The following is a 25,731-nucleotide window of genomic DNA, read 5'->3' as shown; positions in this document are numbered from 1 at the left end:
TCAGTGGCCGTACAGAACGGAAAGCCCGTGGGGGCCCGGCGCAGGCAGCCGAGCCTGGCGCAGCTGCGGGCGTTCGCCGCGGTCGCGGAGCATCTGCACTTCCGGGACGCGGCGGCGGCGATCGGGATGAGCCAGCCCGCGCTCTCGGGCGCGGTCTCGGCGCTCGAGGAGGCGCTGGGGCTGACCCTTCTCGAGCGTACGACGAGAAAGGTGCTGCTCTCGCCGGCCGGTGAGCGGATCGCGGTGCGGGCCAAGGCGGTCCTCGAAGAGGTCGGCGCGCTCGTCGAGGAGGCCGAGGCGGTGCGGGCGCCGTTCACGGGAGTGCTGCGGCTCGGGGTGATTCCCACGGTGGCCCCGTATCTGCTGCCGACGGTGCTGCGCCTCGTCCACGACACGTATCCGGACCTGGACCTCCAGGTGCACGAGGAGCAGACGTCCTCGCTCGTCGAGGGCCTGGGGGCGGGACGGCTCGATCTGCTGCTGCTCGCCGTGCCGCTCGGAGTGCCGGGCGTGACCGAACTCCCGCTGTTCGACGAGGACTTCGTGCTCGTCACACCGCTCGACCACTGGCTCGGCGGCCGCGAGGGCATCCCGCGGGAGGCGCTGCGCGAGCTGAACCTGCTGCTCCTCGACGAGGGGCACTGCCTGCGCGACCAGGCGCTCGACATCTGCCGGGAGGCGGGCCGCGACGACGCCCCCGTCGCCACGACCGCCGCCGGTCTCGCCACGCTGGTCCAGCTCGTCGCGGGCGGTCTCGGGGTGACGCTGCTGCCGCGCACCGCCGTGTCCGTCGAGACCAGCCGGAGCAGCCAGCTGCTCACCGGGTACTTCGCGGAGCCCGCCCCCGCGCGCCGCGTGGCCTTCGCTATGCGGACGGGGGCGGCGCGTTCCGCGGAGTACGAGGAGCTGGCCGCGGCCCTGCGAACGGCCTTGCAGGGGCTGCCGGTCCGGATCCTCGGCGGCTGAGCCGACGGCCGGGCGTCACTCCGTCCGCAGGCCCTCCGCCCGCGTCATCCGGTACAGCGGCGGCATGGACACGAGCGTCACCACCACGACCAGGGCGGCGGCCACCCCGGTCAGGGGCAGGAAGACCAGCCAGTCGGTGACCGGCTTGCCGACCAGGCGCAGCATCAGCCAGCCGAGCGCCAGGCCGCCCGCCACGGCCAGGACCATGCCCAGCACCACCGGGATCGCCGTCTGCCACAGCACCGACCAGGCGAGCGTCGAGCGCTTCGTACCGTAGGCGACGAGCACCGACAACAGCCGCCTGCGCTCGCGCAGTTGCTCGATCTGCGAGACCAGCATCGACGCCGCGATGATCACCATGGTGAGGGCGGCGGCCGAGAACAGGCCCGAGCGGATGCTCGCGTACTCCTTGTCGCGGGTCGCGATCTCGTACGTCCAGACCCGCATGCCCGGGTCGATGGCGAACGCGGTGTTGCGCACCTGGTCCGCCGCGTCGGGCACCGACGGGTCGGTCTGGATCTGCGCGGTGGTCGCCGCGGTGTGCAGGACCTTCGGGTCGAGGGCGCCCGGGGTGGCGAGGATGCCGCCGTAGAACTCGCCCGCGGGGTCCTTGCGGGAGTCGACGGTGCGCACGTCCCGGGGCAGCGACCAGCGCACCGGCTTCAGGCCCGGCCGGCCCGCGTCCTCGGGGTTGTCCACGAGGAGCCGCCCGCCGGGCAGCGCCACCTTCTCCAACTGGTCGTCGGAGTAGGAGTCGTGGGAGCGGGTGACCCGGAAGACGTCGCCGTCCGAGCACGACGGCAGGTGGGCCAGCTCGCGCAGCGAGGGGCAGGAGCCGACGGACAGCGCGACGGACGGGGGATAACCGTCCTCGCCCGCCTTCGCGCCCACCAGCTCGGCCGAGGTGCTGACCGTGCCGATGACCTGCTCGACGCCCTTGGTGTTCCGGAAGTCCTGGACCATCCGGTCGGCCAGCGCGCCGCTCGGGAAGTCGCTGCTCGCGCCGATCTGGGCGCGCTGGGGGTCCTGGTCGGTCGAGTGGCTGAAGGTGTCGTTGAGGCCGACGGTGAACATCTGCAGGGCGATGCCGCCGGCCACCGCGATGGTGATCCCGGAGATCGCGCGCGTCGCGGCGCTGCTGTTCAACTGGAGCCTGCGGGTCGCCAGTTGCCACGGCACGGGGCCGCCCCGCAGTCGCCGTACGACGGCCTCCACGAGCCAGGGCAGGACGAGCACCAGGCCGACGAGGGTCAGCAGCACGCCCGTTCCGATCAGGGCCGTGTCGGCGTTGGACGTGCCCCCCATGGAGCCGGACAGCAGCAGGATCAGGATGCCGACGACGGGGAACGGCAGCCGCCACCACAGCCTGCGGCCGCGCACCCGTCCACCCCGCACGACACCGAGCGGCTCGATCGTGACGGACCGCAGGGCGAACACGGTGACGGCGATCGCGGCCAGCGGCACCGCGAGCAGCACCACCGCGGCCAGCACCGGCACCGGAGTGAAGTCGTCGGGGAACGCCGACAGGCGCCACACCTCGACGTGGGCGAGCACCTGCCGCCCGGCGAAGAAGGCGATCAGGCCGAACGCGAGACCGACGAGCGTGCCGAACAGCGCCTCACCGGCCGCCACCCACCGCGTCATCCGCGCGTCCGCGCCGACCAGCCGGAGCGCGGCGAGCCTGCGGTCGCGCCGCTCGCCGCCGAACCGTACGGCGGTCGCGACGAAGATGGCGACGGGAGCCAGCAGCACCACGCAGGCCAGCAGGATCAGCAGCACCAGGGCCGGGTCGAGCGCCTGGTTCTCGCCCGGCATCCCGAAGCTGTCGACACGGGTGGCGCCGCGGTCCGTGCTCAGGCTGTCGCTGCCCGCGTACATGTACAGGTCGAAGGGGTCGCTCAGGCCCGCTTCGTGAATGGTGCCGACGTCACGGAAGTCGTAGCGCTTCTTGAGCAGTTCGCCCTCGGGGGAGGCGAGGAGGTCGCGCAGCGCGGGCGAGACCAGCATCTCGCCGGGGCCGGGCAGCTCGTCGACGCCGGGCGGCAGGACGGGGTCCTCGCCCTCCGCGCGCAGCATGTAGCCGCCGACCGAGTCGCTCCCGTACTCAGAGGAGCCGTCGAGGGTGAGCACCGTGCGGTCCGAGGCCTTCACGGTCTGCTCGATCGGGCTGACCACGCGGCCGTCGGAGCGGGCGTGGCGCGCGCTCGTGAAGTTCGGCACGGACGCGGCGCCCAGCAGCACGGCGACCCCGAGGCCGACGCCGAGCGCGGTGAGCAGCGTACGGATCCAGCCCTCGCGGCCGCCGGAGAAGCCGAAGCGGACTCCGAGCGCGAGATCGCGCAGGCGGCCCGCGAGTCCGTGCGGCGCGGGGGCGGGCGGGGCCTGGGCGGGGCGGTCGTCGAGGAGTGTCATCGGGCGAACTCCATGTCCCGGGCCTTGCCGTCCCGTACGACGATCTCGCGGTCGGAGTAGGCGGCGACCCGCGTCTCGTGGGTGACCAGGACGACGGCGGCTCCGGTGCTCCGGGCGGCGTCCGTGAGCAGCTCCATGACGCGCTCGCCGTTGAGCGAGTCCAGGGCGCCGGTGGGCTCGTCCGCGAACAGCACGCGCGGCCCCGTGACCAGGGAGCGGGCGACCGCGACGCGCTGGCCCTGGCCGCCGGAGACCTCACCCGGGCGCTTGCCCGCGAGGTCGTCGACCTCCAGGCGCTGAAGCCATTCGACGGCCCGGCGCTCGGCCTCCTTGCGCTTCACCCCGTTCAGGCGCAGCGGCAGCGCGACGTTCTCGACGCACGTCAACTCCGGGACCAGCTGGCCGAACTGGAACACGAAGCCGAACTCGCCGCGGCGCAGGGCGCTGCGCTCCGCGTCGGACATGGCGGTCAGCTCGCGGCCGTTGTACGTGATGGTGCCGGAGTCCGGCGTGACGATCCCGGCGAGACAGTGCAGCAGCGTCGACTTGCCCGAACCGGAGGGCCCCATGACGGCGACGACCTCGCCCGGGTGGACGGAGAAGGAGGCGCCGTCGAGGGCCGGGGTCGGCCCGTACGTCTTGTGCAGGGCGGTGGCGGCCAGCAGGGAACCGGCGGGAGTGGTGGGGGAACTCATGAAGGACGTACCTCCGCGGCGAGCTTGTCGAGGCGCGCGGCGGTCAGTTCCAGCCAGCGCAGGTCGGCTTCCAGGTGGAACAGGGCGTGATCGCAGATGAGCTGGTCGGCGAGGTCGCCCTTGCGCTTGCGGTCCGTGAGGACGCGCATCAGGCGCAGGTGCTCGGAGCGCTGCGCGTCGAGGAGTTCGGTGGCGTCGCGCCGGGTCAGCAGGGCGAGGACGACCTTGGTGTAGAGGGTCGACTGGAGGTACGGCTCCGGCTTCTCCGGCGTCGCGAGCCACTGCCGTACGTCGGTGACGCCGGCTTCGGTGATCGCGTACCGCTTGCGCTCGGGGCCGTCGCCGGCCTCGATCCCGTCGACCTCGACGAGGCCGTTCTTCAGGAGGCGGGACATGGTCGAGTAGACCTGCCCGTAGTGCAGCGGCTTGTCGTGCCCGAACGTCTCGTCGAAGGTGCGCTTGAGGTCGTAACCATGGCGGGGCCCGGATTCGAGCAGCCCGAGGAGGGTGTGGCCGATGGACATGTCGGGGACTATACATGGTGTGTATACGCGGTGTGTATAGCCGCCCGTGACAGTGGCCGGTCACCCGGCGAACGGCCACGGGGCTCCGCCCCGGACCCCGCGCCTCAATCGCCGGCGGGGCTTGATTGCTCAAGCCCCGCCGGCGATTGCGCTTTTCAAGCCCCTGCGGCGATTGAGCAGCGGGGTCCGGGGCGGAGCCCCGTGTCGTTCAGTCCGTCTCGCCGGCCGGGGGTCGGCCCCGGCCCGGTATCGGCCCCGCTGAACCCGGCAGGCGCCCCGCCTCCTTGAGGGCCCGGCGCAGCAGGAACTCGATCTGCGCGTTGGTGGAACGCAGTTCGTCGGAGGCCCACCGGGCCAGCGCGTCGTGCACGGCCGGATCGAGCCGCAACAGGACCTGTTTGCGGGGCGCTCGCGGGCTCACTGGTAGAGCGTTCCCGTGTTCAGGACCGGCTGGGCGGCGCGGTCCCCGCACAGGACGACCAGCAGGTTGGAGACCATGGCCGCCTTCCGCTCCTCGTCCAGCTCCACGAAGTCCTGCTCGGCGATCCGGGCGAGCGCGGCCTCGACCATGCCCACCGCCCCGTCGACGATCTGGCGGCGGGCCGCCACGACCGCGCCCGCCTGCTGGCGCTGGAGCATCGCGGAGGCGATCTCGGGGGCGTACGCGAGGTGCGTGAAGCGGGACTCGATGATCTGGACGCCGGCCGCCTCCACGCGCGCGTGCAGCTCCAGGGCGAGCTTCTCCGTGATCTCCTCGGCGTTGCCGCGCAGCGACAGGCCCTCCTCGTCGTGCGCGTCGTAGGGGTACTCGATGGCGATGTGCCGGACGGCCGCCTCGGTCTGCGTCGAGACGAACTCCAGGAAGTCGTCGACCTCGAAGGTCGCCTGGGCCGTGTCCTCGACCTTCCAGACGACGACCGCGGCGAGTTCGATCGGGTTGCCGTACGCGTCGTTGACCTTGAGGACCGCCGTCTCGTGGTTGCGCACACGCGTCGAGATCTTCGTGCGGGAGGTCAGCGGGTTGACCCAGCGCAGGCCGTCCGTGCGGATCGTGCCCCGGTAGCGGCCGAAGAGCTGCACGACGCGGGCCTCGCCCGGCGCCACCATGTTCAGGCCCGCCATGGCGAAGACCGAGCAGATCGCGACCACGACGCCGACCGCGATGAGCGCCCCCTTGGTGCCCCCGGAGTCGGTGGAGCCGCCGACCGCGATCAGGCCGCCGCCGACGACCAGGCCGACGAGACCGAGCAGCAGAGCGAGCCCGCCGCCGATGCTGTGGGCCGTGAACTCCCGTACGTGCGCCTTCGGCATCTGCACGTCGGGAGTGTTCGGTGTGGCGTCCGTCTCGGACATGGCTGTCCCCGTTTCTCTGAGCTGGTCGTTCGTCGCCGCGAGGCCCCGAACGTGGTCTAGCAAAGTGATATCACTTTATCGCGTCCGGCAACCATCCGCACGCCTCGCTCGTCGGTTCCCATGGGGCAGGTGCTGATTGTCACGTCCGATATGGCCGAATCAACGGAGATTCGACATAAGTGACGGGTTAGGTTCTTGAGCCGATTCAGCACGATCGTGAGAACTGGGTTCGTACCCGTACGCGAAGGCGTACACGGACAAGGACAAGAAGCGGAGCGACTGAGGTCATGGGCCGAGCGGATGCGAGGAAGGCGCGCAAGCGCGCGGCGCGGCCGTCGGGCATACGCCGCTTCTTCAGCTGGAAGAAGCTCCTGGGCACGTTCTTCGGGCTCGTGCTGCTGTGCATGGGCGCGTTCGTCGTGCTGTACCTGGTGATCGACGTACCGGAGGGCAATCCCGACGCCCAGGTGCAGAGCAACATCTACAAGTACAGCGACGGCTCGACGATGGCCCGCACCGGCAAGGTGAACCGGGAGCTCGTGGACCTCGCCGAGGTGCCCAAGGGCGTCCAGCACACCTTCGTCGCCGCCGAGAACAAGACGTTCTACACGGACAAGGGCATCGACCTGAAGGGCACCGCCCGCGGCGTGCTCAACACCGTCCTGGGCAAGGGCAAGCAGGGTGGTTCGACGATCACCCAGCAGTACGTGAAGAACTACTACCTGACCCAGGAACAGACCGTCTCCCGCAAGCTCAAGGAACTGGTCATCTCGCTGAAGGTGGACCAGAAGCAGTCCAAGGACGACATCCTCGCCGGGTACATCAACACCAGCTACTACGGGCGTGGCGCCTGGGGCATCCAGGCGGCGGCCGAGGCCTACTACGGCAAGGACGCCTCGAAGCTGACCGTGTCCCAGGGCGCGTACCTCGCCGCGCTGCTCCAGGCCCCGAACCAGTACGACTGGGCGATCGCGTCCGACACCGGCAAGCAACTGGCCAAGGCGCGCTGGAACTACGTGCTCGACAACATGGTCGACATGCACTGGCTGAGCGCGAGCGCCCGGCAGGGCATGACGTTCGACAAGCCGAAGCCGCCGAAGGCCGTGTCCGGGCTCCAGGGCCAGGAGGGCTACCTCTACGAGGCCGCCAAGGACGAGGTGATGAAGGAACTGAACCTCACCGAGGCGCAGTTCACCGCCGGCGGCTACACGATCACGCTCAACGTCGACCGCAAGAAGCAGAAGCAGCTGGAGAAGTCGGTCGAGCAGCAGCTGAACGCCAAGCTCGACCGCAAGGACAAGAAGGCCGACGCGCGCGTGCAGGCCGGCGCCGTCTCCCTCGCCCCGAAGACCGGCAAGGTCCTCGCGATGTACGGCGGCGAAGGACTCAGCGAGCACTACGTCAACAACGCGACCCGCACCGACTACCAGCCCGCCTCCACGTTCAAGCCGCTGATCCTCGCGGCCGCCCTGGAGAACGAGGCGACGACGCAGTCGGGCCAGCGCATCACCGCCGACACGATCTACGACGGCACCAGCAGGCGGCCGGTCGTCGACAACGGCGAGAAGGTCGGCTTCGCCCCGCCGAACGAGGACAAGAAGAGCTACGGCCCGGTCACCGTCCAGACCGCCATGAACAAGTCCGTCAACTCCGTCTTCGCGCAGCTCGGCGTCGACGTCGGCATGGACCAGGTGATGGCCACGGCGAAGAAGCTCGGCATGGACGCGGGCGACCTCAAGCCGTTCCCCGCGCAGACCCTCGGCACCATGGGCGCGAGCCCGATGGAGATGGCCGGTGTCTACGCGACCCTCGACAACCACGGCAAGAAGGTCACCCCGCGGATCGTGAAGTCGGTGTCCAAGCAGGGCGAGAAGGTCCCGCTGGAGGAACCCGCCGAGGAGCAGGTGATCAGCCGCGGCGCCGCCGACTCGGTGACCTCGGTCCTCACCGGTGTGGTCGACGACGGCACGGCGAAGACCTCGGTGCGCGACAACCCGGCCCGCGCGGGCCAGCAGGTCGCGGGCAAGACCGGTACCTCCGACGACAACAAGTCGGCCTGGTTCACCGGGTACACGCCGGACCTGGTCACCTCGGTCGGCCTGTTCGGCGAGGGCGCGCTGAAGTCGTCCGAGGCCGGCGCGCACGTGTCCATGGAGGGCGCGGGCGGACTGCCCCGTGTCGACGGCGGCAGCTTCCCCGCGCAGATCTGGGCGCAGTACACCTTCAACTCGTCCAGCGCGAACGGGAAGTTCGACCTGGACACCGACATGGGCAGGGCCGTCCAGCCCACGAAGACCGCCCCGGCCACCCCGACCGAGGAGCCGTCCACCGATCCGACGCCGAGCGAGACGGAGTCGACCGAGCCGACGCCCACGAAGTCGACGCCGAGCGAGACGCCGACCAGTGAGACGCCGACCGACGAGCCGACGCAGACGCTCCCGGTCCCGACGGAGACCACGTCCCCGAGCTGGCCCGACGACCCGGTCGAGCCGGAGAACGGCGGCGCCAGGCCCCGCGACTGACGCGCTACTCGCGGGCGCCGAGCCAGGTGCGGGCCGCTCCCAGCAGGGCCCGCACCCCCAGCTCGATCGTCGGGTCCTGGAGCGGCGCGTACTGCGGCGAGTGGTTCACCGGGATCTCGGCGGGCAGCCCGCGCGAGGCGAGCGTGCCCGCGTCGAGGCCCGCGAAGGCGGCCGGGTCGGCCCCGCCGAAGTGCCAGAACACCGAGGGCACGCCGAGCTCCTTGCCGAACAGGCCGAAGTCCTCGCTGCCGTTGATCGGCTGCGGCAGCACGAGGACGCCGTGCTCGCCGAGCGCCCCGCGCAGCCCCTCGATCGTCGTCGCGGTGGCGTCGTCGGTGTTCTCCGTGACGGGGAAGGAGCCGAGCGAGGTGAACTCCGGCTCCTTGGGCGAACCCGAGGCCTCCGCCTCCGCCCGCACGATCCTGCGCACCGCGCCGAGCACCCGCTCGCGCACCACCGGGTCGACCGAGCGGATGTTGAGCTTCAGCTCGGCCTCGTCGGCGATGATGTTCTCCTTCGTGCCGGCGTGGATCGAGCCCACCGTCACCACGGCCGCCTGCGAGGCGCCCACCTCCCGCGAGACCACGGTCTGAAGACGCATCACGACGGCCGCCGCGAGGACCACGGGGTCGACCGTCGACTCGGGCGTCGAGCCGTGCCCGCCACGCCCGAAGAGGCGTACGCGGTAGCTGTCGGAGGCCGCCATCACCGCTCCGGGCCGGGTCACCGCGACCCCCGTCGGGAACGGTCCGACGTGCTGGCCGAGGCACACGTCCGGCTTCGGGAAGCGCTCCGCGAACCCGTCGTCCAGCATGTCCCTGGCCCCGCGGCCGATCTCCTCCGCGGGCTGGAACACGGCGACGACGGTGCCGCGCCAGGTGTCCCGCTCCGCCGCGAGCAGCGCCGTCACGCCGAGCAGACAGGTGACGTGCATGTCGTGGCCGCAGGCGTGCATGACCGGTACGTCGTTGCCGTCGCGGTCGGTGCCGCGCGCCACGGACGCGTAGGGCAGCCCCGTCGCCTCCAGGACGGGCAGCCCGTCCATGTCGGCGCGGAGCAGCACGGTCGGGCCCTCGCCGCTGCGCAGCACCCCGACGACGCCGGTGCCGCCGACGCCCTCGGTGACCTCCCAGCCGCCCTGCTCGCGCAGCCGGGCCGCGACGATCCCGGCGGTGCGGGTCTCCTGGAGGGAGAGCTCGGGGTGGGCGTGCAGGTCCCGGTAGAGCTCGCGCAGGGACGGCAGCAGGCTGTCGAGCGTGGTGGGCGTCTCGGTCATGAGGCCTCTCCATGTACGGGTACGGGGGTGGCTTCCGCGTCGGGCAGCCGCAGCGCCCGGCGGAAGGAGAGCGTGGTCTGCGGGGTGACGCAGGCGAGGACCGCGGCGAGCACCGCGCCGACGACGAGGAAGCCGAACGCGGCGCCGAACCCGGCCGAGTCGGCGAGCAGCCCCATCGCGGTCGGTGCGACGACGCCACCGGCCTGCCCGCCGAACGTGATCAACCCGGCCGCCGCGCCGGTCAGTTCGGGCGGCAGGCTGCGCAGCGGCACCGCGAAGATCGGCATGTAGCCCAGCGAGGCGGACGCGATCGCCACCGTCATCCAGCCGACGAACGCGACCGTGCCGGAGGCCGTCGCCATGAGGACCAGCGCGACCGAGGAGACCGCCATGGCGGGCACCACGATCTTGCGCTGGTTGCCCTCGAAGCGGTCCGCGAGCCGGCCGCCGACGATCACGGCGACGGTGGCCGCGCCCGCGGGCAGGATCGACAGGGCGCCCGCCGAGGTGAGCGCGAGACCGCGCTCCTCGTTGAGGTACGAGGGCACCCAGGTGTTCAGGCCCCACACGATGATGTCGTAGCCGAAGAACATCCCGGCGAACGCCCACATGGTCCCCGAGCGGATCACGGTGCGGGCGGCTCCCGCGGTCCGCGCGCCGCCCTCGGGGCGCTCCCGCTCCGGCAGCCACAGGCGGACGGCCGCGTACACGAAGACGCCGACGGCGGCGACGGTGAAGAACGCCGAGCGCCAGCCGAAGTGGGCGATGAGCGGGGCGGCGATCAGCGGCGCGACGACCGCGGCCACGGCGTTCGAGGACTGCACGATGCCGTTGGCGCTCATCCGCTGCCCCGGAGTGGTGCGTTCGCTCACCGCCTTCATCGAGGCGCCCGGGAAGATCCCCTCGGCGACACCGAACAGGAAGCGCACCACCAGGAGGATCGCGAACGAGCCCGCGAGCCCGGTGATGGCCGTGAACGCGGACCAGATGAGCAGCGCCCAGCAGGTGACGCGCTTGGCGCCGAACCGGTCGGCGAGCATGCCGCCCGGGATCTGGCAGACGGCGTACGCCACGAAGAACACGGAGACCGCGAGGCCCTGCTGGGCGCGGCTGAGGTCGAATTCCCGGCCGATCGAGGGCAGGGCCAGATTGATGACGAGGCGGTCGATGTAGTCGATCAGCCAGGCGGCGAAGAGCAGCGTGACCGTGATCTTGGCGCCTCTGTCGAGGCGTTCACGTGCGGGGCCTTGCGAGGGTGGGACCACAGGCACTCCTTCTAGAGTGGGCGTGCTGGTGTGGGGGCGGCTCGGAAGTGGGGACAGAATCCGGCCGCCGTGCGAGAAGGGGCCTCAATTGCCGGAAAACGGCTTCGCGTACGGCCTGGTGCCGGAATCCGCCGCCTTCGAGGAGGCCGACCTCGCCCTGATCGACGCGCTCCAGACCGATCCGCGCGCCCCGTGGAGCCGGGTCGGCCCGGCCGTCGGCGTCGACGCGACGACCGCGGCCCGCCGCTGGGCCCGCCTGGAAGGCGCGGGCCTGGCCTGGGTGACGGCGTACGCGGGGCCGACGACGGCCACCGTCGCGTACATCGAAGTGACCTGCACACCGGGCGAGTTGGAGGAGCTGACCGCCCGCCTCGTACGGCTGCCGTGGGTGTTCAGCGCCGAGCACGTGGTCGGCGACTACGACCTGCTGCTCTCGGTCGCCGCGCCCGATCTGCCCGCGCTCGGGCGCCGGGTCAGCGACGACCTGGGCCGGCTGCCGGGCGTGCGCGGCACGCGGACCCGGCTGAGCATGCGGCTCTACCAGGAGGGCAGCGGCTGGAAGGTGCGCGCCCTCGACCGGGCGGGGCGCGCGCGGCTCAGCACGGCGGGCCCTGGCCCCGGCGCGCCGTCGCGCGCGTTCCGGCCCCGCGACGAGGTCGACCTGGCGCTCCTGCGCGAACTGGGTGCGAACGGCCGTGCCGGGTACGCCGAACTGGCGGCGGCCGTCGGCGTCGGCGAGTCGACGGTGCGGCGCAGGCTCGCCCGCGAACTGCGGGACCGGGAGATCCTGCTGCGCTGCGATCTGGCCCAGCAGCTGGCGGGCTGGCCGGCCCTCGCCACCTACCGGGCGACCGTCCCGCACGGCGAACTGGACCGCACGGGCTCGGCGCTCGCCCGGCTCCCGCAGATGCGCCTGTGCACCTCGGTCACGGGCTCCTGCAACCTGCTCTTCCAGGTCTGGCTCCGCGACCTCGACGGCATGGCCACCCTGGAGGCCCACCTGGACGCCCGGTTCCCCGCCCTGCGCGTCGAGGACCGCACGGTGACGCTGCGCACGGCGAAGCGGATGGGCCGGGTGCTCGACGACCGGGGGCGGGCCGCGGGGTACGTGCCGGTGGGGTTCTAGCCCGGCGGCTCCGCTCGGTCGGCCTGCCGCGATGAACTCCTTGACGAGCGGGATCCCGCGGCATCAGCAGTAGCGGCACATGGCCACATGTCTACGGCACCGGTAGCTCGAACCAGACGACCTTGCCGGTGGACAGGCGCGTCGCCCCCCAGCGCCGGGCGAGCCGGTTCACCAGGTAGAGCCCGCGGCCGCCCTCGTCCGTCGCCCGCGCCTGCCGGAGCCGCGGCAACTGCGGTACGTCGTCGCCGACTTCGCAGCGCAGCACGTCGGTCCGCAGCAGGCGCAGGGTCACCGGACGCGTGGCGTAGCGCACCGCGTTCGTCACGACCTCGCTCACCAGGAGCTCCACCGAGTCCGTGAGCTCCTCCAGGCCCCAGCGGTCCAGGGCGCTGCGGGCCAGGCGGCGGGCCCGGCCCGGTGCCGTCTCCTCCGGCTCCAGGGTCCAGTACGCGACGTCGCTCGGCGCGATCCCGTCGAAGCGGGCGGCGAGCAGCGCGATGTCGTCGTCCCGGTCGCCCGGGCCGAGCATGTCGAGCACCTCGTCGCACAGCGCCTCAAGGGGCGGCGGATGGTCCGGTCCGGTCAACTGCGCGGTGGCCGCGAGCCGTTCACGCAGCTGCTCTATGCCGGTCCATACGTCGCGCAGGCGCGATTCGACGAGCCCGTCCGTGTAGAGGAGCAGCGTCGCGCCCGCCGGGGCGTCCAGCTCGACCGCCTCGAAGTCGACGCCGCCGACGCCGATCGGGGCGCCCGGCGGCACCCGCAGCACCTCGGAGCGCCCGCCGAGGTGCAGCAGGACGGGCGGCGGATGCCCGGCGTTGGCGATGGTGATGCGGTGCGCGACCGGGTCGTACACGGCGTACATGCACGTCGCCATGCGATCCGTGCCGAGCCGCTGGGCCTGCTCGTCGAGGTGGTGCAGGACCTCCTGCGGGGGCAGGTCGAGTCCGGCGAGGGTCTGGGCGGTGGTGCGCAGCTGGCCCATGATGGCGGCCGACGTCATCGAGTGCCCCATGACGTCGCCCACGACCAGCGCGACGCGGCTGCCCGGCAGCGGGATCGCGTCGTACCAGTCGCCGCCGACCCGCGCCGTCTCCGCCGCCGGCAGATAGCGGGAGGCGAGCCGCACCCCGGTCGGGTTGGGCAGCGTCTCCGGAAGCATCGTGCGCTGCAACTCGTCCGCGATGTACGCCTCGCGCCCGTACAGCACCGCCTTGTCGATGCCGAGCGCGCTGTGCGTCGCCAACTGGCCCGCCACCAGCAGGTCGTCGGCGTCGAACGCGATCCGGTCGGGGCGGCGCAGGAACACCGCGGCCCCGATCACCCGGCGCCGGCCGCGCAGCGGGGCCAGGATCGCGCGCTGGCCGCCCGGCAGTGCCCGCTCCGAGCCGAGGAGTTCGGGCAGCGCGGCGAGCGCCGCGGGCGAGTCGGCGAACACCGGACGCACGCCGCGCAGCACCTCGGCGAGCGCGCCACCGGAGCGCACCTCGCACAGGTCGGCGCAGCCCGCGGTCAGTTCGAGCTGCGGGCTGACCGGGGCCGTGAGTCCCGCGCCGTCGGTCTCCGTGTCGCCCGCGGTGTCGGGGGAGTCCGGGATCCGGTCGGTGCGGCGCAGGCGCAGCACCATGGGTCCCGTCGGCCGCTCGTCGCCCACCGGCAGCGGCTCGCGCAGATACACGAGGATCGCGTCGGAGAACGTGGGCACGGTCGCCCGGCACAGGCCCATCACGATCTCGTCGAGGTCGAGGCCGCGGGCGATCCGCCGGGTCGCGGCGCCGACGAAGCGCAGCCGGTCCCCGTCGCGCCGCATCGCCGTCGGCTGCCCGCTGGGGCGCGGCTGTCCCGTGCGGCGGTCGGGCCCGCCCGTCTCCCACCCCCGCCCTTGTGGGGAGTCGCTCCGCGACGCGCCCCCTGATTCCGGCGGTCCCGGGCGCACCGGCTCGGGGGAGGGCGCCGCGGGCTGCGCGTGCTCGGCGTCGGCTGCGGAACCGGCCGGTCCGCCGGAGCGCCGTGGCTGTTCCGGTAAGCCGCCGGAGTTCTCGCCCGAGGGCGTGGAGGTCTCCGGGGTGTGCCGAACCGCCCCGCGGGCGTCGGCGGGGCGGGCCGCCGTGCCGTGGTGGCGGCCTTCGTGGGAGGCGGGATACTCCGTCACGCGTGTCGATTCCGTCCGTCCGGGGCTGCGCGCCGCGTCACTGGCCAGTGCGCCGGCAGTTGGGGATCAGCTGGGGCCAGGGCCTGCCGGGGGTGGCGCCGCTGCCGGTGACCTGCGGCGTGTCCCGTACGGGAGCGGATACCCGGAACCCGTGCTCCGGGAACGGAATCCGCACGGGCGTCCGTGCCGGTGACCTGTGGACAGCCCTGCTCGCGGTCCCGGCGGCCGGTTCCTGTCGGCCTGCCCACTGCGTCGTCCCACCCACGTTCACGGTCCAGCCGCCCCTCGATGACCTCGTTGACATCGTGTCAGACCAGTTGTGCGTGCCAAGAGTTGTCCGTAGAACCCGCACATTCGGACCGGTGCTCTCTTGCGGAGGACGATCCTACGGTTCCCCCAGGGGGGCGCATCAAGGGTCTCATGAGGACACGTGCGCGGGCGTACGGTCCCAGTCGGCCGGCAGCGCGGGAACCGGCCACGCCGGGTCCGGGCGCCAGTGCTGCCAGCCGTCCGAGAACGGTCGCCGCCAGTTCTCGATCGCCTCGACCGCCCGGTGCCCCGCGGAGCGCACCTCGGCCGCCTGTCCGGGGCTCATCAGGCCGACGGCCTGCGCCTGCGCGAACTCGTCCTCGTCGTGCCAGCGCCAGCTGCCGTCTGGGTACACCGACAGGTCGAGGAAGTGGTCCTCGGAGTCGATGCCCGCGGCCCAACGGGCGCGCGGCGCCTCCAGGTTCACGTACCAGTTGCGGAACCTCCAGCCCGGCTCCCAGAACAGCCACACCGACCACGGGTCGCCGGGGCGCGCCAGCTTCAGCACGCCCGTGCCGAACCAGCGGTCGCGCTGGAGGGTGCGGGGCTTGGTGTAGCGGGTGGCGAGCGGCTCGCGGTGCACGGGGGTGCCGTCGGCGAGTACGGGCTTCACGCATTCGGTGCCCGGCGCCATCCACACGGCGAGCAGCTCGTCGGTGTCCTGGACGACGGTGACCGGACGGCAGATGTGGAAGCCGTCGCCCCCGTTGGCGCGGTAGCGCCACAGGATCGGCTCACCGGGCGCCCAGCGCCCTCCACTCTCGGTCATCCGGTACGCGTCTGTCATGCACAGATATTAGGTGCCAACGGCATACGACGCTGCGGTGCGTATCACGAATACGCCAACTGGCCACGCGCGGTCACGGCCGTGTCATCCGAAGGACATCGAGCGCCTCGTCGAGCTGTTCCACGGTGAGGTCGCCGCGCTCCACATAGCCGCCGTCGAGCACGACCTCCCGGATGGTCCGCCGCTCGGCGAGGGACTTCTTGGCGACCTTGGCGGCCTCCTCGTAGCCGATGTACTTGTTGAGCGGCGTGACGACGGACGGGGAGGACTCGGCGTACTCGCGGGCGCGCTCGCGGTTGGCCGTGATGCCGTCGACGGTGCGGTCGGCGAGCAGCCGGGAGACGTTGGCGAGCAGCCGGATGGACTCCAGGACGTTCTTGGCGATCACCGGGAGCATCACGTTCAGCTCGAAGTTGCCCGCGGCGCCGGCCGCCGCGACCGTCGCGTCGTTGCCGGTCACCTGGGCCGCGACCATCAGCGTCGCCTCGGGAATGACCGGATTCACCTTGCCGGGCATGATCGACGAACCGGGTTGCAGATCGGGGAGGTTGATCTCAGCGAGGCCCGTACGGGGACCCGAGGCGGCCCACCGCAGATCGTTGGCGATCTTCGTGAGGCCGACGGCGATCGTGCGCAGCTGCCCGCTCGTCTCCACGATCCCGTCGCGCGCGCCCTGCGCCTCGAAGTGGTCGCGGGCCTCGGTCAGCGGCAGTCCCGTCGCGCGCGCGACCTCGGCGATCACGGCGCCGGAGAAGCCGGGCGGGGTGTTGATGCCCGTGCCGACCGCGGTGCCGCCCAGGGGGAGTTCGGCGAGCCGGGGGAGCGAGGCCGTGAGCCGCTCGACGCCGTAGCGGACCTGCGCCGCGTAGCCGCCGAACTCCTGGCCGAGCGTCACCGGTGTCGCGTCCATCAGATGCGTACGCCCCGACTTCACGACGTCGGCGAACTCGGCCGACTTCCGCTCCAGGGAGGCGGCCAGGTGATCGAGGGCCGGGATCAGGTCGTGGGTGACGGCGGCGGTGGCGGCGATGTGGATGGAGGACGGGAAGACGTCGTTCGACGACTGCGAGGCGTTCACGTGGTCGTTCGGGTGCACGTCACGGCCGAGGCGCTCGGTGGCGAGCGTGGCCAGCACCTCGTTGGTGTTCATGTTCGACGACGTACCGGAGCCGGTCTGGAACACGTCGATCGGGAACTCGTCGTCCCAGCGGCCCTCGGCGACCTCCTCGGCCGCCGCGGCGATGGCTTCGGCGATGTCCTTGTCGACCACCCCCAGCTCCGCGTTTACCGTCGCCGCCGCGCCCTTGATGCGGGCCAGCGCCTCGATGTGGGCACGCTCGATGCGCTGCCCGGAGATCGGGAAGTTCTCCACGGCGCGCTGCGTCTGGGCCCGCCACTTCGCGGCGGCGGGGACGCGGACCTCGCCCATGGAGTCGTGCTCGATGCGGTATTCGCCGGCGTTGTCGCTCATACCCCGTACAGCGCATACGACGGTGGGGTTGTTCCGGACCTCCGGAACAACCCCACCATCGTGTGATGCCTGCCGGTTACGAGAGGCCGGGGCCGCGCACCGGGATGTGCGTGAAGGTCGGCTCGGGCGCCGGGGCCTGGAAGAAGTCGTTGCCCTTGTCGTCGACGACGATGAACGCCGGGAAGTCCTCGACCTCGATCTTCCAGACGGCCTCCATGCCGAGCTCCTCGTACTCGACGACCTCGACCTTCTTGATGCAGTCCTGCGCGAGGCGCGCGGCCGGGCCGCCGATGGAGCCGAGGTAGAAGCCGCCGTGCGCGTCGCACGCGTCGGTGACCTGCTTGGAGCGATTGCCCTTGGCGAGCATCACCTTGGAGCCGCCCGCGGCCTGGAACTGCTCCACGTAGGAGTCCATCCGGCCGGCCGTCGTCGGGCCGAAGGAACCGGACGCGTAGCCCTCGGGGGTCTTCGCCGGGCCCGCGTAGTACACCGGGTGGTCCTTCAGGTACTGCGGCATCTCCTCGCCGGCGTCCAGGCGCTCCTTGATCTTGGCGTGCGCGATGTCGCGGGCGACGACGAGCGGTCCCGTCAGGGAGAGGCGGGTCTTCACTGGGTGCTTGGCGAGCTCGGCGAGGATCGCGTCCATCGGCTGGTTGAGGTCGACCTTGACGACGTCGCCCTCTTCCAGGTGCTCGTCCGTGGTCTCCGGCAGGAAGCGCGCCGGGTCCGTCTCCAGCTGCTCCAGGAAGACGCCCTCGGCGGTCACCTTCGCGACGGCCTGGCGGTCCGCGGAGCAGGACACGGCGATGGCGACGGGGCAGGAGGCGCCGTGCCGCGGCAGGCGCACCACGCGCACGTCGTGGCAGAAGTACTTGCCGCCGAACTGGGCGCCGATGCCGATCTTCTGCGTCAGCTCGAAGACCTTCTGCTCCAGCTCCTCGTCCCGGAAGCCGTGCCCGAGCTCGGAACCCTCGGAGGGCACGTTGTCCAGGTAGTGCGCGGAGGCGTACTTGGCGGTCTTCAGGGCGTACTCGGCGGAGGTGCCGCCCACCACGATGGCGAGGTGGTACGGCGGGCACGCGGCGGTGCCCAGCGAGCGGATCTTCTCCTCCAGGAACTTCATCATGGAGCCCTCGTTGAGGACCGCCTTCGTCTCCTGGTAGAGGAACGACTTGTTGGCGGAGCCGCCGCCCTTGGCCATGAAGAGGAACTTGTAGGCGTCGCCGTCCGTCGCGTAGAGCTCGATCTGCGCCGGGAGGTTGGAGCCGGTGTTCTTCTCCTCCCACATGTTCAGCGGGGCCATCTGCGAGTAGCGCAGGTTCAGGTTCTGGTAGGCGTCGTAGATGCCCTTGGAGAGCGCCTTCTCGTCCTCACCTTCGGTGAGGACGTTCTGCCCGCGCTTGCCCATCACGATGGCGGTGCCGGTGTCCTGGCACATGGGGAGGACGCCCGCGGCCGCGATGTTGGCGTTCTTCAGCAGGTCGAGCGCGACGAACTTGTCGTTGCTCGACGCCTCCGGGTCGTCGATGATCCGGCGCAGCTGCGCGAGGTGCGTCGGGCGCAGGTAGTGCTGGATGTCGTGGATGGCCTCCTCGGCGAGCTTGCGCAGCGCCTCCGGCTCGACCTTCAGGAACGTACGGCCGTCCGGCCCCTCGGCGGTGGAGACACCCTCGGAGGTCACCAACCGGTAGTTGGTGGTGTCCTCACCCTGGGGGAGCAGATCGGTGTACGCGAACTCAGGCATCTCGCCCATTCCTCACTCGACAGACAGCAGCTGGCATCCGTTGGCAGCGCCAACCAGCGTAGAACCTGGTCGGGCGGCCGAGCCTGTGAGGTAAGGCTCAGTTGGCTCCGGGGGGGGGCGCGGCAGGGGTCCCGCGACAGGGGGTGTCGCGATCTATCGCGTTTCGGTACTCTGCTGTCGTGGACCTTCAAAAGCGCCCTTCGCAGCCCGCGCCCAGCGCTCCCGAGGCGGAGCCGACCGACCTGCGCGCGTCCGATGCCGACCGCGACCGGATCGCGGACATCCTGCGCGAGGCGCTCGCGGAGGGCCGGCTCGACGCGGAGGAGCATGCCGAGCGGATCGACGGGGTCTACCGCGCCAAGACCGTCGGTGAGCTGGAGCCGCTGGTCCGCGATCTGCCGGGCACCCACTCCGCGCCCCGCCCCGCGCCCGCGCCTGGCCCCGTTCCGAACCAGCCGGCGCCCGGCACGGTCCCGCCGGTGGCCGACGAGAACCTGGTGGCGGTCCTCAGCTCCACGACGCGCAAGGGCCGCTGGCGGATCGGCCGCCGCACGCACGCGTACGCGATCTTCGGCAATGTGGAGATCGACCTCAGCGAGGCGATCTTCGAGTACCCGCAGATCTACATCAAGGCGGTCTCCGTGTTCGGGAACGTCGAGATCCGCGTCCCCGAGAACATCTCGCTGCGCGGCAGCGGCGCGGGCGTCCTCGGCAACTTCGAGGTGGACACGCTGGACGCGAGCGAGCCCCAGGCGCCCGTCGTGTACGTCGACGGCTACGCGGTCCTCGGGAACATCGAGGCGAAGCCGAAGCGCGGCAAGCTCATCCAGAACCTGGAGAAGCACCTGCGCAAGCACCTCGGCTGACGGCCGCGCCCGGCGGCGTCGGGCGGTGAACTTCCTTGTGCGCCCGGGAACTTCCGTGCTTCGGAACTCAGTGCATAGGAGCCGACACAGCGGGTAGAGCTTGCTGCATCGTCGCCCGCTCGCGAAAGCCGTCGTCAGCCGTCGTCAGGAGTAGACCGTGCTGCACCCGCCGCATCAGTCCCTGCAGGTCACCGCCGTACCGCAGCAGCGCGAGCCAGTCAGGGGCAGGGATCAGGACGCTCCATGGCACACGGAGGCGGTGTGCAGGCGCGACGAGGCGGGACTCTTCTTCGCCCCTTCCAAGGAACCGACCGCCGCGCGCCTCGCGCGCGAAGAGGCGGCCAAGCGGGTCTGCGCCCGCTGCCCCGTCATGGTCGAGTGCCGCGAACACGCCCTGCTCCAGCCGGAGCCGTACGGCGTCTGGGGCGGCCTCACGGCGGCGGAACGCCGGGTAGTTCTGGCGAGGAGGCGCCGCCGCGAGGTGGAACTGAAGAAGGCGCCGCGCACGGTGGCGGTTTGATCGGACCGCCTCACCGCGGCGAGGAAAATCCAGCCCCGCCGGCGATTGAGGCGCGGGGTCCGGGGCGGAGCCGCGAGGCGTCAACCACGGACCCCGGCAACCTACTTGGCCCGGTCGAAGTCGATCGCGCTGTAGGCCCGCAGCTTGCTCAACCGGTGCGTGGAGTCGATCTGCCGAATCGTCCCGGACTTCGACCGCATCACGAGCGACGACGTGTGCGCCCGCTGGGAGTCGTACCGCACGCCCCGCAGCAGCTCCCCGTCGGTGATCCCGGTGGCGACGAAGAAGATGTTCTCGCCGGAGACCAGGTCGTCCGTGGACAGCACGCGGTCCAGGTCGTGCCCCGCGTCGATCGCCCGCTGCCGCTCCGCGTCGTCCTTCGGCCACAGCTTGCCCTGGATCACGCCGCCCAGGCACTTGATCGCGCAGGCCGAGATGATGCCCTCGGGGGTACCGCCGATGCCGAGCAGCAGGTCGACGCCTGAGCCCTCGCGCACGGCGAGGATCGAACCGGCGACGTCGCCGTCCGAGATCAGCTTGATGCGGGCGCCGGTCTCCCGGACCTCCTTGATGATCCCCTCGTGCCGCGGCCGGTCGAGGATGACCACGGTGATGTCCTCGGGCGCGCGCTTCTTCGCCTTGGCGACGCGGCGGATGTTCACCGACACCGGCGCGTTGATGTCCACGTAGTCGGCGGCCTCGGGGCCCGTGACCAGCTTGTCCATGTAGAACACGGCGGACGGGTCGAACATCGTGCCGCGGTCGGCGGCGGCGAGCACGGCGATCGCGTTCGGCATGCCCTTCGCGCAGAGCGAGGTGCCGTCGATCGGGTCGACGGCGATGTCGACCTCGGCGCCGGTACCGTCACCGATGTGCTCCCCGTTGAAGAGCATCGGGGCCTCGTCCTTCTCGCCCTCGCCGATGACGACCACGCCGTTCATCGAGACGGTGGAGACGAGCGTGCGCATGGCGCGCACGGCCGCGCCGTCCGCTCCGTTCTTGTCGCCGCGGCCGACCCAGCGGCCCGCGGCCATGGCGGCGGCTTCGGTGACCCGGACGAGTTCCAGGGCGAGGTTGCGGTCGGGGGCCTCGGAAGGGACCTCGAGTTCGGACGGAAGCTGGTGATGCTCGGTCATCGAGACGCACCTTTCTGTTCCGGGATTCACCGGATTGTTCGGCTTCACCGGGATACGACGACGGCCGGACGAGGGGTTGGTATGGGAGGACTCTATCGTCAGTCCGACAATCTGAGCAGACTGCCCCACGGATGAGCGGGGCGGTCGATGTCGGACCGCGCGAATCCGGACCTCCCGGCAGAGATCATCCGGCGACCTGCGACGATGGGGCGCGTGGCAGCAAGAAACGGTAAGAAAACGGTCGGCAGCCTGGTCCTCTCGCTCGGCGTCTGCGTCCTCGCGGCCGGCGTGATCTACCTCTTCGTCCCGCACGACGACTCCGGGCAACCGCAGGTCAAGCGCGTCGACTACAAGGTCGAGCTGTCGACGGCCCGCCGTGCGGCGCCGTACCCGGTGGCCGCGCCGACGGGCCTCGCGCATGACTGGAAGCCGACCTCCGTGCGCTACCAGGGCACCGCGAACGACGCGTGGCACCTCGGGTTCCTCGACCCGGAGGGGCAGTACGTCGCCGTCGAGCAGGCGACCGGGCGGTCGAAGGGGTTCATCAACGAGGCGAGCCAGGGCGCCTCGGCGACCGGCCGCACGCAGCGGATCGGCGACGAGACCTGGGAGCGCTACAAGGGCGAGAAGTACAACGCCCTGGTGCTGAAGCAGCAGGGCTCGACCACGCTCGTGACCGGCACGGCCGACTTCGGCCAGCTGACGAAGATGGCCGAGGCGCTGGAGATGAAGCGCGAGAAGGCGTAGGCGCTCCGCCGGGGTCCCGGTGACGGCCGCGCCGTGGGTCCGGCCGCTGGAGGAGCGGCCGTGCCGAGGTGGCGCTTGCGCAGTTCCCCGCGCCCCTTCGGGGCGCTCCCCACGCATGAGGAAGGGCCCCGGGCTTCTGCCCGGGGCCCTTCCTCATGTCTGCGGTGTCGCTCAGATCGTGGTGATGACCTGCTCCTGCTCCAGGCGCGGGGAGCGCGGGAACCAGGCGTCCTCGCCCGGCTTGCCGATGTTGATGACCATCAGCGGGGTGTGGTCGTCGTCCAGGAACTCCTTCTGGACACCGGCGAAGTCGAGGCCGGTCATCGGGCCGGCGGACAGGCCCGCGGCGCGGATGCCGATGATGAAGTAGGCGGCCTGAAGCGTCGCGTTCAGCGTGCCGGCCTGCTCGCGGACCGGGCGCTCGGAGAAGAACATGTCCTTGATCGCCGGGGCGTGCGGGAAGAGCTGCGGGAGCTCCTCGTGGAACTCGTGGTCCGCGGAGAGGATCGCGACCAGCGGGGCGGCGGCGGTCTTGGGCTGGTTGCCCTCGGCCATGTGCTTGACGAGGCGCTCGCGGGCCTCGGGGGAGCGGACCAGGGTGATGCGCAGCGGCGACTGGTTGAAGGCGGTCGGGCCGTACTTGACCAGGTCGTAGATCGCCGCGACCTGCTCGTCGGTCACGGGCTCCGAGGAGAACGTGTTCGCGGTGCGGGCCTCGCGGAACAGCAGGTCCTGCGCGGCGGGGTCAAGAACGAGAGACATGGATCAACCTTCTCGGTGCGACGGTCACGGCTGCGGCGATCCGTTTGTCCGGATCGGCCCACACGAAGACCGTACGCCGATGAGGTTCAATGTTCAACCAAACGCTTCGTGACGCTCTTCACAAGGGGACGCCCCCGGTCACTCCTCCTCTTCCGCCGCTTCCTCCTCCTCGTCGTCCCCGGCCTCCTCGGCGAGCGCCGCGTCCAGGCGGGCGCGCGCGCCGTCCAGCCAGCGGCGGCACACCTTCGCCAGCTCCTCGCCGCGCTCCCACAGCGCCAGCGACTCCTCCAGAGAAGTGCCGCCGGCCTCCAGGCGCCGTACGACATCGATCAGTTCGTCCCGCGCCTGCTCGTAGCCGAGCGCCTCGTCGGCCGCCTTGGTCGTCATGTCCTGGTCCGTCCTCATGCTTCGGTTGCTCGTACGGTGAATTCGCCCTCGGCGACGCGGGCCCGCAGCTCCTCGCCCGCCGCCACCTCGTCCGGCGCGCGCACCACGTGCCCGTCCGGCTTCTGGAGCACCGCGTACCCCCGCTTCAGGGTGGCCGCGGGGGAGAGCGCGACCACGCGCGCGTGCGTGTGCGTCAGCTCGGACTCGGCGCGGTCCAGGAGGTGGCCGAGGGTGCGGCGGGAGCGCTCGGTCAGCGCGGCGATCTGCTCCTCGCGCTCGTCGACCATGCGGTGCGGGTCCTCTATCGAGGGCCGGGCGAGCGCCGCCGCGAGACCCCGCTCCTCCCGCTCCAGGAGCCCCTCGACACTGCGCCTGGCCCGGTCCCGCAGCCAGCGCACCCGCTCGTACTCCTCGCCGACGTCCGGCACGACCTTCTTCGCCGCGTCCGTCGGCGTCGAGGCCCGCAGGTCGGCCACGTAGTCGAGCAGCGGGTTGTCCGGCTCGTGGCCGATCGCGGAGACGACGGGCGTACGGCAGGAGGACACCGTCCGCACCAGCTGCTCGTCGGAGAACGGGAGCAGGTCCTCCACGCTGCCGCCGCCGCGCGCCACGATGATCACGTCGACGTCGTCGACCGCGTCCAGTTCCTTGACGGCCTGGACGACCTGCGAGACCGCGTGCACGCCCTGCACCGGTACGTTGCGCACCTCGAAGCGGACGGCGGGCCAGCGGTGCCGCGCGTTCTCCAGCACGTCGCGCTCCGCGGCCGAGGCGCGGCCGCAGACCAGGCCGATGAGCTGCGGCAGGAACGGCAGCGGCTTCTTGCGGTCGTCCGCGAAGAGGCCCTCCGCGGCAAGGGACTTCTTCAGCTGCTCCAGGCGCGCGAGCAGCTCACCGACGCCGACCGGGCGGATCTCCGCGGCCCGCAGTGAGAGCTGCCCGCGCGGCGCGTACCACTCCGGCTTCGCGTGCACGACGACGCGGGAGCCCTCGCGCACCACCTCCGCCACCGCGTCGAACACCTGCCGGTAGCAGGTCACCGACACCGAGATCTCGTGCGACGGGTCGCGCAGCGTCAGGAACACGACGCCCGCGCCCGGTCTGCGGGACAGCTGCGTGATCTGCCCCTCGACCCACACGGCGCCGAGCCGGTCGATCCATCCCCCGATGAGCCGCGACACCTGGCCGACGGGCAGCGGGGCGTCCGCGGACGTGTTGACAGCCATGCCGTGAGCGTAGTCGCAGGCACCGACAACGCAGGTGGTCCCGGGTGCGGGTGCCCCGGAACGGATTCAGTCGGCCGTGCCGCCGTCCCGCGAGGGCAGCGACGGCTCCCGGCCCCGCTGCGCCGCCAGCACCACGAGCCCCACGACCAGCCAGATCGCGCCGACCACCTGAGCCGTCGGGGACGCCTCCACGATCACCGCGATCGTGATCGCCGCACCGATCACCGGGATCACGAGGTGCCGCCACCAGCTCACGGCCCCGCCCCGGCGGCGTACCGCGAAATACCCCACCACGCTCGCGTGCAGCAGCGTGAAGGCCGTCAGGGCGCCGATGTCGACGACCGAGACCAGGTGGTCCATGCCGTCGTCCCGGCTCGCCGCCCACACCGCGGCGACGAGCGTGATCACCGCGGCGAGCAGCAGCGCCACCCGCGGCACCCCGGAGTACGTGCGCGACAGGGCCTTCGGCAGCCGCCGGTCGCGGGCCATCGCGAAGAGCAGCCGCCCGGCCGCCGCCTGCCCGGCGAGCGCCGCGAACGCCGCGCCGATCGCCTTGCTCACCGCCACCAGGTCGTGCAGCCACCCGCCCACCGACGCGTCCACGGCGTCGTAGAAGGCGCTGCCCTGCTTGGCCGGTTCGGCGGCGAGCTGCGCCGACGAGGTGGGTTCGAGCAGCGCGACCAGGTAGGTCTGCACGACGAACAGCACACCCGTGAAGACGAGGCAGAACAGCACCGCCCGCGCGACCTTCGCCGAGCCCCCGGTGACCTCCTCCGCGAACGAGGCGATGGCGTCGAAGCCCAGGTAGGAGAGGACCGCCACGGACACCGCGCCGATCACCGCCGACAGCGCGAACGCGCCCTGCGTGCCGTCGCCGGTCAGCGGGGACAGCCAGTCGCGCTGTGGCCCGTCCGTGGCGAGGACCACGACCGCCGAGACCACGAAGACCAGCAGCACCACGATCTCAAGGGCCAGGACCGCGAACCCGACCCGCGCCGCGGCCCGCACGCCCCACAGGTTGAGCAGCGTCGTGACGACCACCGCGACCGCCGTCCACACCCACTGGGAGACCGAGGGCACGAGGGAGTTCATCGCGATGCCCGCGAAGAGGTACGCGACCGCGGGGATCAGCACGTAGTCGAGCATCGCCATCCAGCCCGCGATGAACCCGGGGCCCTTTCCGAGACCCGCGCGCGCGTAGGCGAAGACCGAGCCCGCCTGTGGGGCCACCTGGACCATCTGTGCGTAGCTGAACGCGGTGAACGCCATCGCGATCGTCGCGACGATGTAGACGAGGGCGACCGCGCCGTGCGATTTCGCGTCCAGGGTGCCGAAGACGCCGACGGGCGCCATGGGGGCGATGAAGAGGAGCCCGTAGACGACGAGGTCCCGGAACCCGAGACTGCGCCGCAGCGCGGTCTCCTCGTGAGTGGTGTCGGCAGTGCTGTCGGCGGACATGGAGCCTCCGTAGATCGCGCAGACCTC

General features: G+C 71.6%; 22 protein-coding genes. 6 read left to right on the top strand and 16 right to left on the bottom strand.

Annotation, left to right across the window (positions count from 1 at the left end):
* Positions 1–3 precede the first annotated feature (3 nt).
* On the top strand, positions 4–966 hold the full coding sequence (locus ACNYS0_RS15915; protein WP_422474274.1) for a LysR substrate-binding domain-containing protein: 963 nt from the start codon (positions 4–6) through the stop codon (positions 964–966).
* Positions 967–981: 15 nt separating this feature from the next.
* On the opposite strand, the gene ACNYS0_RS15910 is transcribed toward ACNYS0_RS15915, so the two are convergent.
* The 5 genes from ACNYS0_RS15910 to ACNYS0_RS15890 form a co-directional block, all read right to left on the bottom strand.
* Positions 982–3,378, bottom strand: a complete 2,397-nt coding sequence (locus ACNYS0_RS15910) for an FtsX-like permease family protein (RefSeq protein WP_422474272.1) — start codon at positions 3,376–3,378, stop codon at positions 982–984.
* Positions 3,375–4,073, bottom strand: coding sequence for an ABC transporter ATP-binding protein (locus ACNYS0_RS15905; protein ID WP_422474271.1), 699 nt, complete (start codon positions 4,071–4,073; stop codon positions 3,375–3,377). The genes ACNYS0_RS15910 and ACNYS0_RS15905 overlap by 4 nt, the downstream gene beginning before the upstream one ends.
* Positions 4,070–4,597 carry a PadR family transcriptional regulator gene (locus ACNYS0_RS15900; RefSeq protein WP_422474269.1) on the bottom strand — a complete coding sequence of 176 codons (528 nt, stop codon included), beginning with the start codon at positions 4,595–4,597 and terminating at the stop codon, positions 4,070–4,072. The genes ACNYS0_RS15905 and ACNYS0_RS15900 overlap by 4 nt, the downstream gene beginning before the upstream one ends.
* Positions 4,598–4,805: 208 nt before the next feature.
* The gene (locus tag ACNYS0_RS15895; protein ID WP_422474267.1) at positions 4,806–5,018 is read right to left on the bottom strand and encodes a type II toxin-antitoxin system antitoxin; all 213 of its coding nucleotides are present in this window, start codon (positions 5,016–5,018) and stop codon (positions 4,806–4,808) included.
* On the bottom strand, positions 5,015–5,950 hold the full coding sequence (locus ACNYS0_RS15890; protein ID WP_422474265.1) for an SPFH domain-containing protein: 936 nt from the start codon (positions 5,948–5,950) through the stop codon (positions 5,015–5,017). Before ACNYS0_RS15890 ends, ACNYS0_RS15895 begins: the two co-directional genes overlap by 4 nt.
* 287 nt (positions 5,951–6,237) lie before the next feature.
* Between ACNYS0_RS15890 and ACNYS0_RS15885 the strand changes: the two genes are divergently transcribed.
* Positions 6,238–8,472 carry a transglycosylase domain-containing protein gene (locus tag ACNYS0_RS15885; protein WP_422474263.1) on the top strand — a complete coding sequence of 745 codons (2,235 nt, stop codon included), beginning with the start codon at positions 6,238–6,240 and terminating at the stop codon, positions 8,470–8,472.
* A gap of 4 nt (positions 8,473–8,476) precedes the next feature.
* Here the strand turns inward: ACNYS0_RS15885 and ACNYS0_RS15880 are convergent, their stop codons facing one another.
* Together ACNYS0_RS15880 and ACNYS0_RS15875 are read right to left on the bottom strand one after the other, a co-directional pair.
* Positions 8,477–9,748, bottom strand: a complete 1,272-nt coding sequence (locus ACNYS0_RS15880) for an amidohydrolase (RefSeq protein WP_422474261.1) — start codon at positions 9,746–9,748, stop codon at positions 8,477–8,479.
* The gene (locus ACNYS0_RS15875; RefSeq protein WP_422474259.1) at positions 9,745–11,013 is read right to left on the bottom strand and encodes an MFS transporter; all 1,269 of its coding nucleotides are present in this window, start codon (positions 11,011–11,013) and stop codon (positions 9,745–9,747) included. Before ACNYS0_RS15875 ends, ACNYS0_RS15880 begins: the two co-directional genes overlap by 4 nt.
* 88 nt (positions 11,014–11,101) lie before the next feature.
* On the opposite strand from ACNYS0_RS15875, the gene ACNYS0_RS15870 reads away from it, so the two are divergent.
* The gene (locus ACNYS0_RS15870; RefSeq protein ID WP_422474257.1) at positions 11,102–12,139 is read left to right on the top strand and encodes an Lrp/AsnC family transcriptional regulator; all 1,038 of its coding nucleotides are present in this window, start codon (positions 11,102–11,104) and stop codon (positions 12,137–12,139) included.
* 91 nt (positions 12,140–12,230) lie between these two features.
* On the opposite strand, the gene ACNYS0_RS15865 is transcribed toward ACNYS0_RS15870, so the two are convergent.
* The 4 genes from ACNYS0_RS15865 to ACNYS0_RS15850 form a co-directional block, all read right to left on the bottom strand.
* A complete protein-coding gene (locus ACNYS0_RS15865) occupies positions 12,231–14,291 on the bottom strand; it encodes an ATP-binding SpoIIE family protein phosphatase (RefSeq protein ID WP_422474255.1) in 2,061 nt (686 codons plus the stop codon).
* A 418-nt stretch (positions 14,292–14,709) separates the two neighbouring features.
* Positions 14,710–15,387, bottom strand: a complete 678-nt coding sequence (gene fomD / locus ACNYS0_RS15860; protein WP_422474253.1) for a cytidylyl-2-hydroxypropylphosphonate hydrolase — start codon at positions 15,385–15,387, stop codon at positions 14,710–14,712.
* Between the two features lie 73 nt (positions 15,388–15,460).
* Positions 15,461–16,858, bottom strand: coding sequence for a class II fumarate hydratase (locus ACNYS0_RS15855; protein WP_422474251.1), 1,398 nt, complete (start codon positions 16,856–16,858; stop codon positions 15,461–15,463).
* Positions 16,859–16,934: 76 nt separating this feature from the next.
* Positions 16,935–18,602, bottom strand: a complete 1,668-nt coding sequence (locus ACNYS0_RS15850) for a fumarate hydratase (protein WP_422474249.1) — start codon at positions 18,600–18,602, stop codon at positions 16,935–16,937.
* 179 nt (positions 18,603–18,781) lie between these two features.
* Here ACNYS0_RS15850 and ACNYS0_RS15845 point away from each other — a divergent pair, with 179 nt between their 5' ends.
* A complete protein-coding gene (locus ACNYS0_RS15845; RefSeq protein ID WP_422409392.1) occupies positions 18,782–19,468 on the top strand; it encodes a DUF1707 SHOCT-like domain-containing protein in 687 nt (228 codons plus the stop codon).
* A 157-nt stretch (positions 19,469–19,625) separates the two neighbouring features.
* Positions 19,626–19,988 (top strand): WhiB family transcriptional regulator, encoded by a 363-nt coding sequence (locus tag ACNYS0_RS15840; protein WP_422474247.1) that lies wholly within the window; start codon positions 19,626–19,628, stop codon positions 19,986–19,988.
* Positions 19,989–20,089: 101 nt separating this feature from the next.
* Here the strand turns inward: ACNYS0_RS15840 and glpX are convergent, their stop codons facing one another.
* On the bottom strand, positions 20,090–21,124 hold the full coding sequence (gene glpX, locus ACNYS0_RS15835; protein WP_422409394.1) for a class II fructose-bisphosphatase: 1,035 nt from the start codon (positions 21,122–21,124) through the stop codon (positions 20,090–20,092).
* 213 nt (positions 21,125–21,337) lie between these two features.
* Between glpX and ACNYS0_RS15830 the strand changes: the two genes are divergently transcribed.
* Complete coding sequence (locus tag ACNYS0_RS15830; protein ID WP_422474245.1) at positions 21,338–21,871, top strand: DUF4245 domain-containing protein; 534 nt, start codon at positions 21,338–21,340, stop codon at positions 21,869–21,871.
* Between the two features lie 171 nt (positions 21,872–22,042).
* Here the strand turns inward: ACNYS0_RS15830 and ACNYS0_RS15825 are convergent, their stop codons facing one another.
* The 4 genes from ACNYS0_RS15825 to ACNYS0_RS15810 form a co-directional block, all read right to left on the bottom strand.
* Complete coding sequence (locus tag ACNYS0_RS15825; RefSeq protein WP_422474243.1) at positions 22,043–22,633, bottom strand: malonic semialdehyde reductase; 591 nt, start codon at positions 22,631–22,633, stop codon at positions 22,043–22,045.
* A 138-nt stretch (positions 22,634–22,771) separates the two neighbouring features.
* Positions 22,772–23,020, bottom strand: coding sequence for an exodeoxyribonuclease VII small subunit (locus ACNYS0_RS15820; RefSeq protein WP_422482663.1), 249 nt, complete (start codon positions 23,018–23,020; stop codon positions 22,772–22,774).
* Between the two features lie 14 nt (positions 23,021–23,034).
* On the bottom strand, positions 23,035–24,246 hold the full coding sequence (gene xseA, locus ACNYS0_RS15815; protein ID WP_422474241.1) for an exodeoxyribonuclease VII large subunit: 1,212 nt from the start codon (positions 24,244–24,246) through the stop codon (positions 23,035–23,037).
* 66 nt (positions 24,247–24,312) lie between these two features.
* Positions 24,313–25,704 (bottom strand): APC family permease, encoded by a 1,392-nt coding sequence (locus ACNYS0_RS15810; RefSeq protein WP_422474239.1) that lies wholly within the window; start codon positions 25,702–25,704, stop codon positions 24,313–24,315.
* Between the last annotated feature and the right edge of the window lie 27 nt (positions 25,705–25,731).

Origin of the sequence: Streptomyces anthophorae (assembly GCF_049310305.1) — a bacterium.
In the GTDB taxonomy this organism is placed as follows: Bacteria; Actinomycetota; Actinomycetes; order Streptomycetales; family Streptomycetaceae; genus Streptomyces.
This window is presented reverse-complemented; position numbering and strand designations above follow the sequence as displayed.

Excerpts from the sequence above, each read along its gene's own strand:
- fomD (WP_422474253.1), bottom strand. The coding sequence starts at position 15,387 with ATGACAGACGCGTACCGGATGACCGAGAGTGGAGGGCGCTGGGCGCCC.
- xseA (WP_422474241.1), bottom strand. The coding sequence starts at position 24,246 with ATGGCTGTCAACACGTCCGCGGACGCCCCGCTGCCCGTCGGCCAGGTG.
- ACNYS0_RS15825 (WP_422474243.1), bottom strand. The coding sequence starts at position 22,633 with ATGTCTCTCGTTCTTGACCCCGCCGCGCAGGACCTGCTGTTCCGCGAG.
- ACNYS0_RS15820 (WP_422482663.1), bottom strand. The coding sequence starts at position 23,020 with ATGACGACCAAGGCGGCCGACGAGGCGCTCGGCTACGAGCAGGCGCGG.
- ACNYS0_RS15885 (WP_422474263.1), top strand. The coding sequence starts at position 6,238 with ATGGGCCGAGCGGATGCGAGGAAGGCGCGCAAGCGCGCGGCGCGGCCG.
- ACNYS0_RS15900 (WP_422474269.1), bottom strand. The coding sequence starts at position 4,597 with ATGTCCATCGGCCACACCCTCCTCGGGCTGCTCGAATCCGGGCCCCGC.
- glpX (WP_422409394.1), bottom strand. The coding sequence starts at position 21,124 with ATGACCGAGCATCACCAGCTTCCGTCCGAACTCGAGGTCCCTTCCGAG.
- ACNYS0_RS15850 (WP_422474249.1), bottom strand. The coding sequence starts at position 18,602 with ATGCCTGAGTTCGCGTACACCGATCTGCTCCCCCAGGGTGAGGACACC.
- ACNYS0_RS15880 (WP_422474261.1), bottom strand. The coding sequence starts at position 9,748 with ATGACCGAGACGCCCACCACGCTCGACAGCCTGCTGCCGTCCCTGCGC.
- ACNYS0_RS15810 (WP_422474239.1), bottom strand. The coding sequence starts at position 25,704 with ATGTCCGCCGACAGCACTGCCGACACCACTCACGAGGAGACCGCGCTG.
- ACNYS0_RS15905 (WP_422474271.1), bottom strand. The coding sequence starts at position 4,073 with ATGAGTTCCCCCACCACTCCCGCCGGTTCCCTGCTGGCCGCCACCGCC.
- ACNYS0_RS15890 (WP_422474265.1), bottom strand. The coding sequence starts at position 5,950 with ATGTCCGAGACGGACGCCACACCGAACACTCCCGACGTGCAGATGCCG.
- ACNYS0_RS15910 (WP_422474272.1), bottom strand. The coding sequence starts at position 3,378 with ATGACACTCCTCGACGACCGCCCCGCCCAGGCCCCGCCCGCCCCCGCG.
- ACNYS0_RS15855 (WP_422474251.1), bottom strand. The coding sequence starts at position 16,858 with ATGAGCGACAACGCCGGCGAATACCGCATCGAGCACGACTCCATGGGC.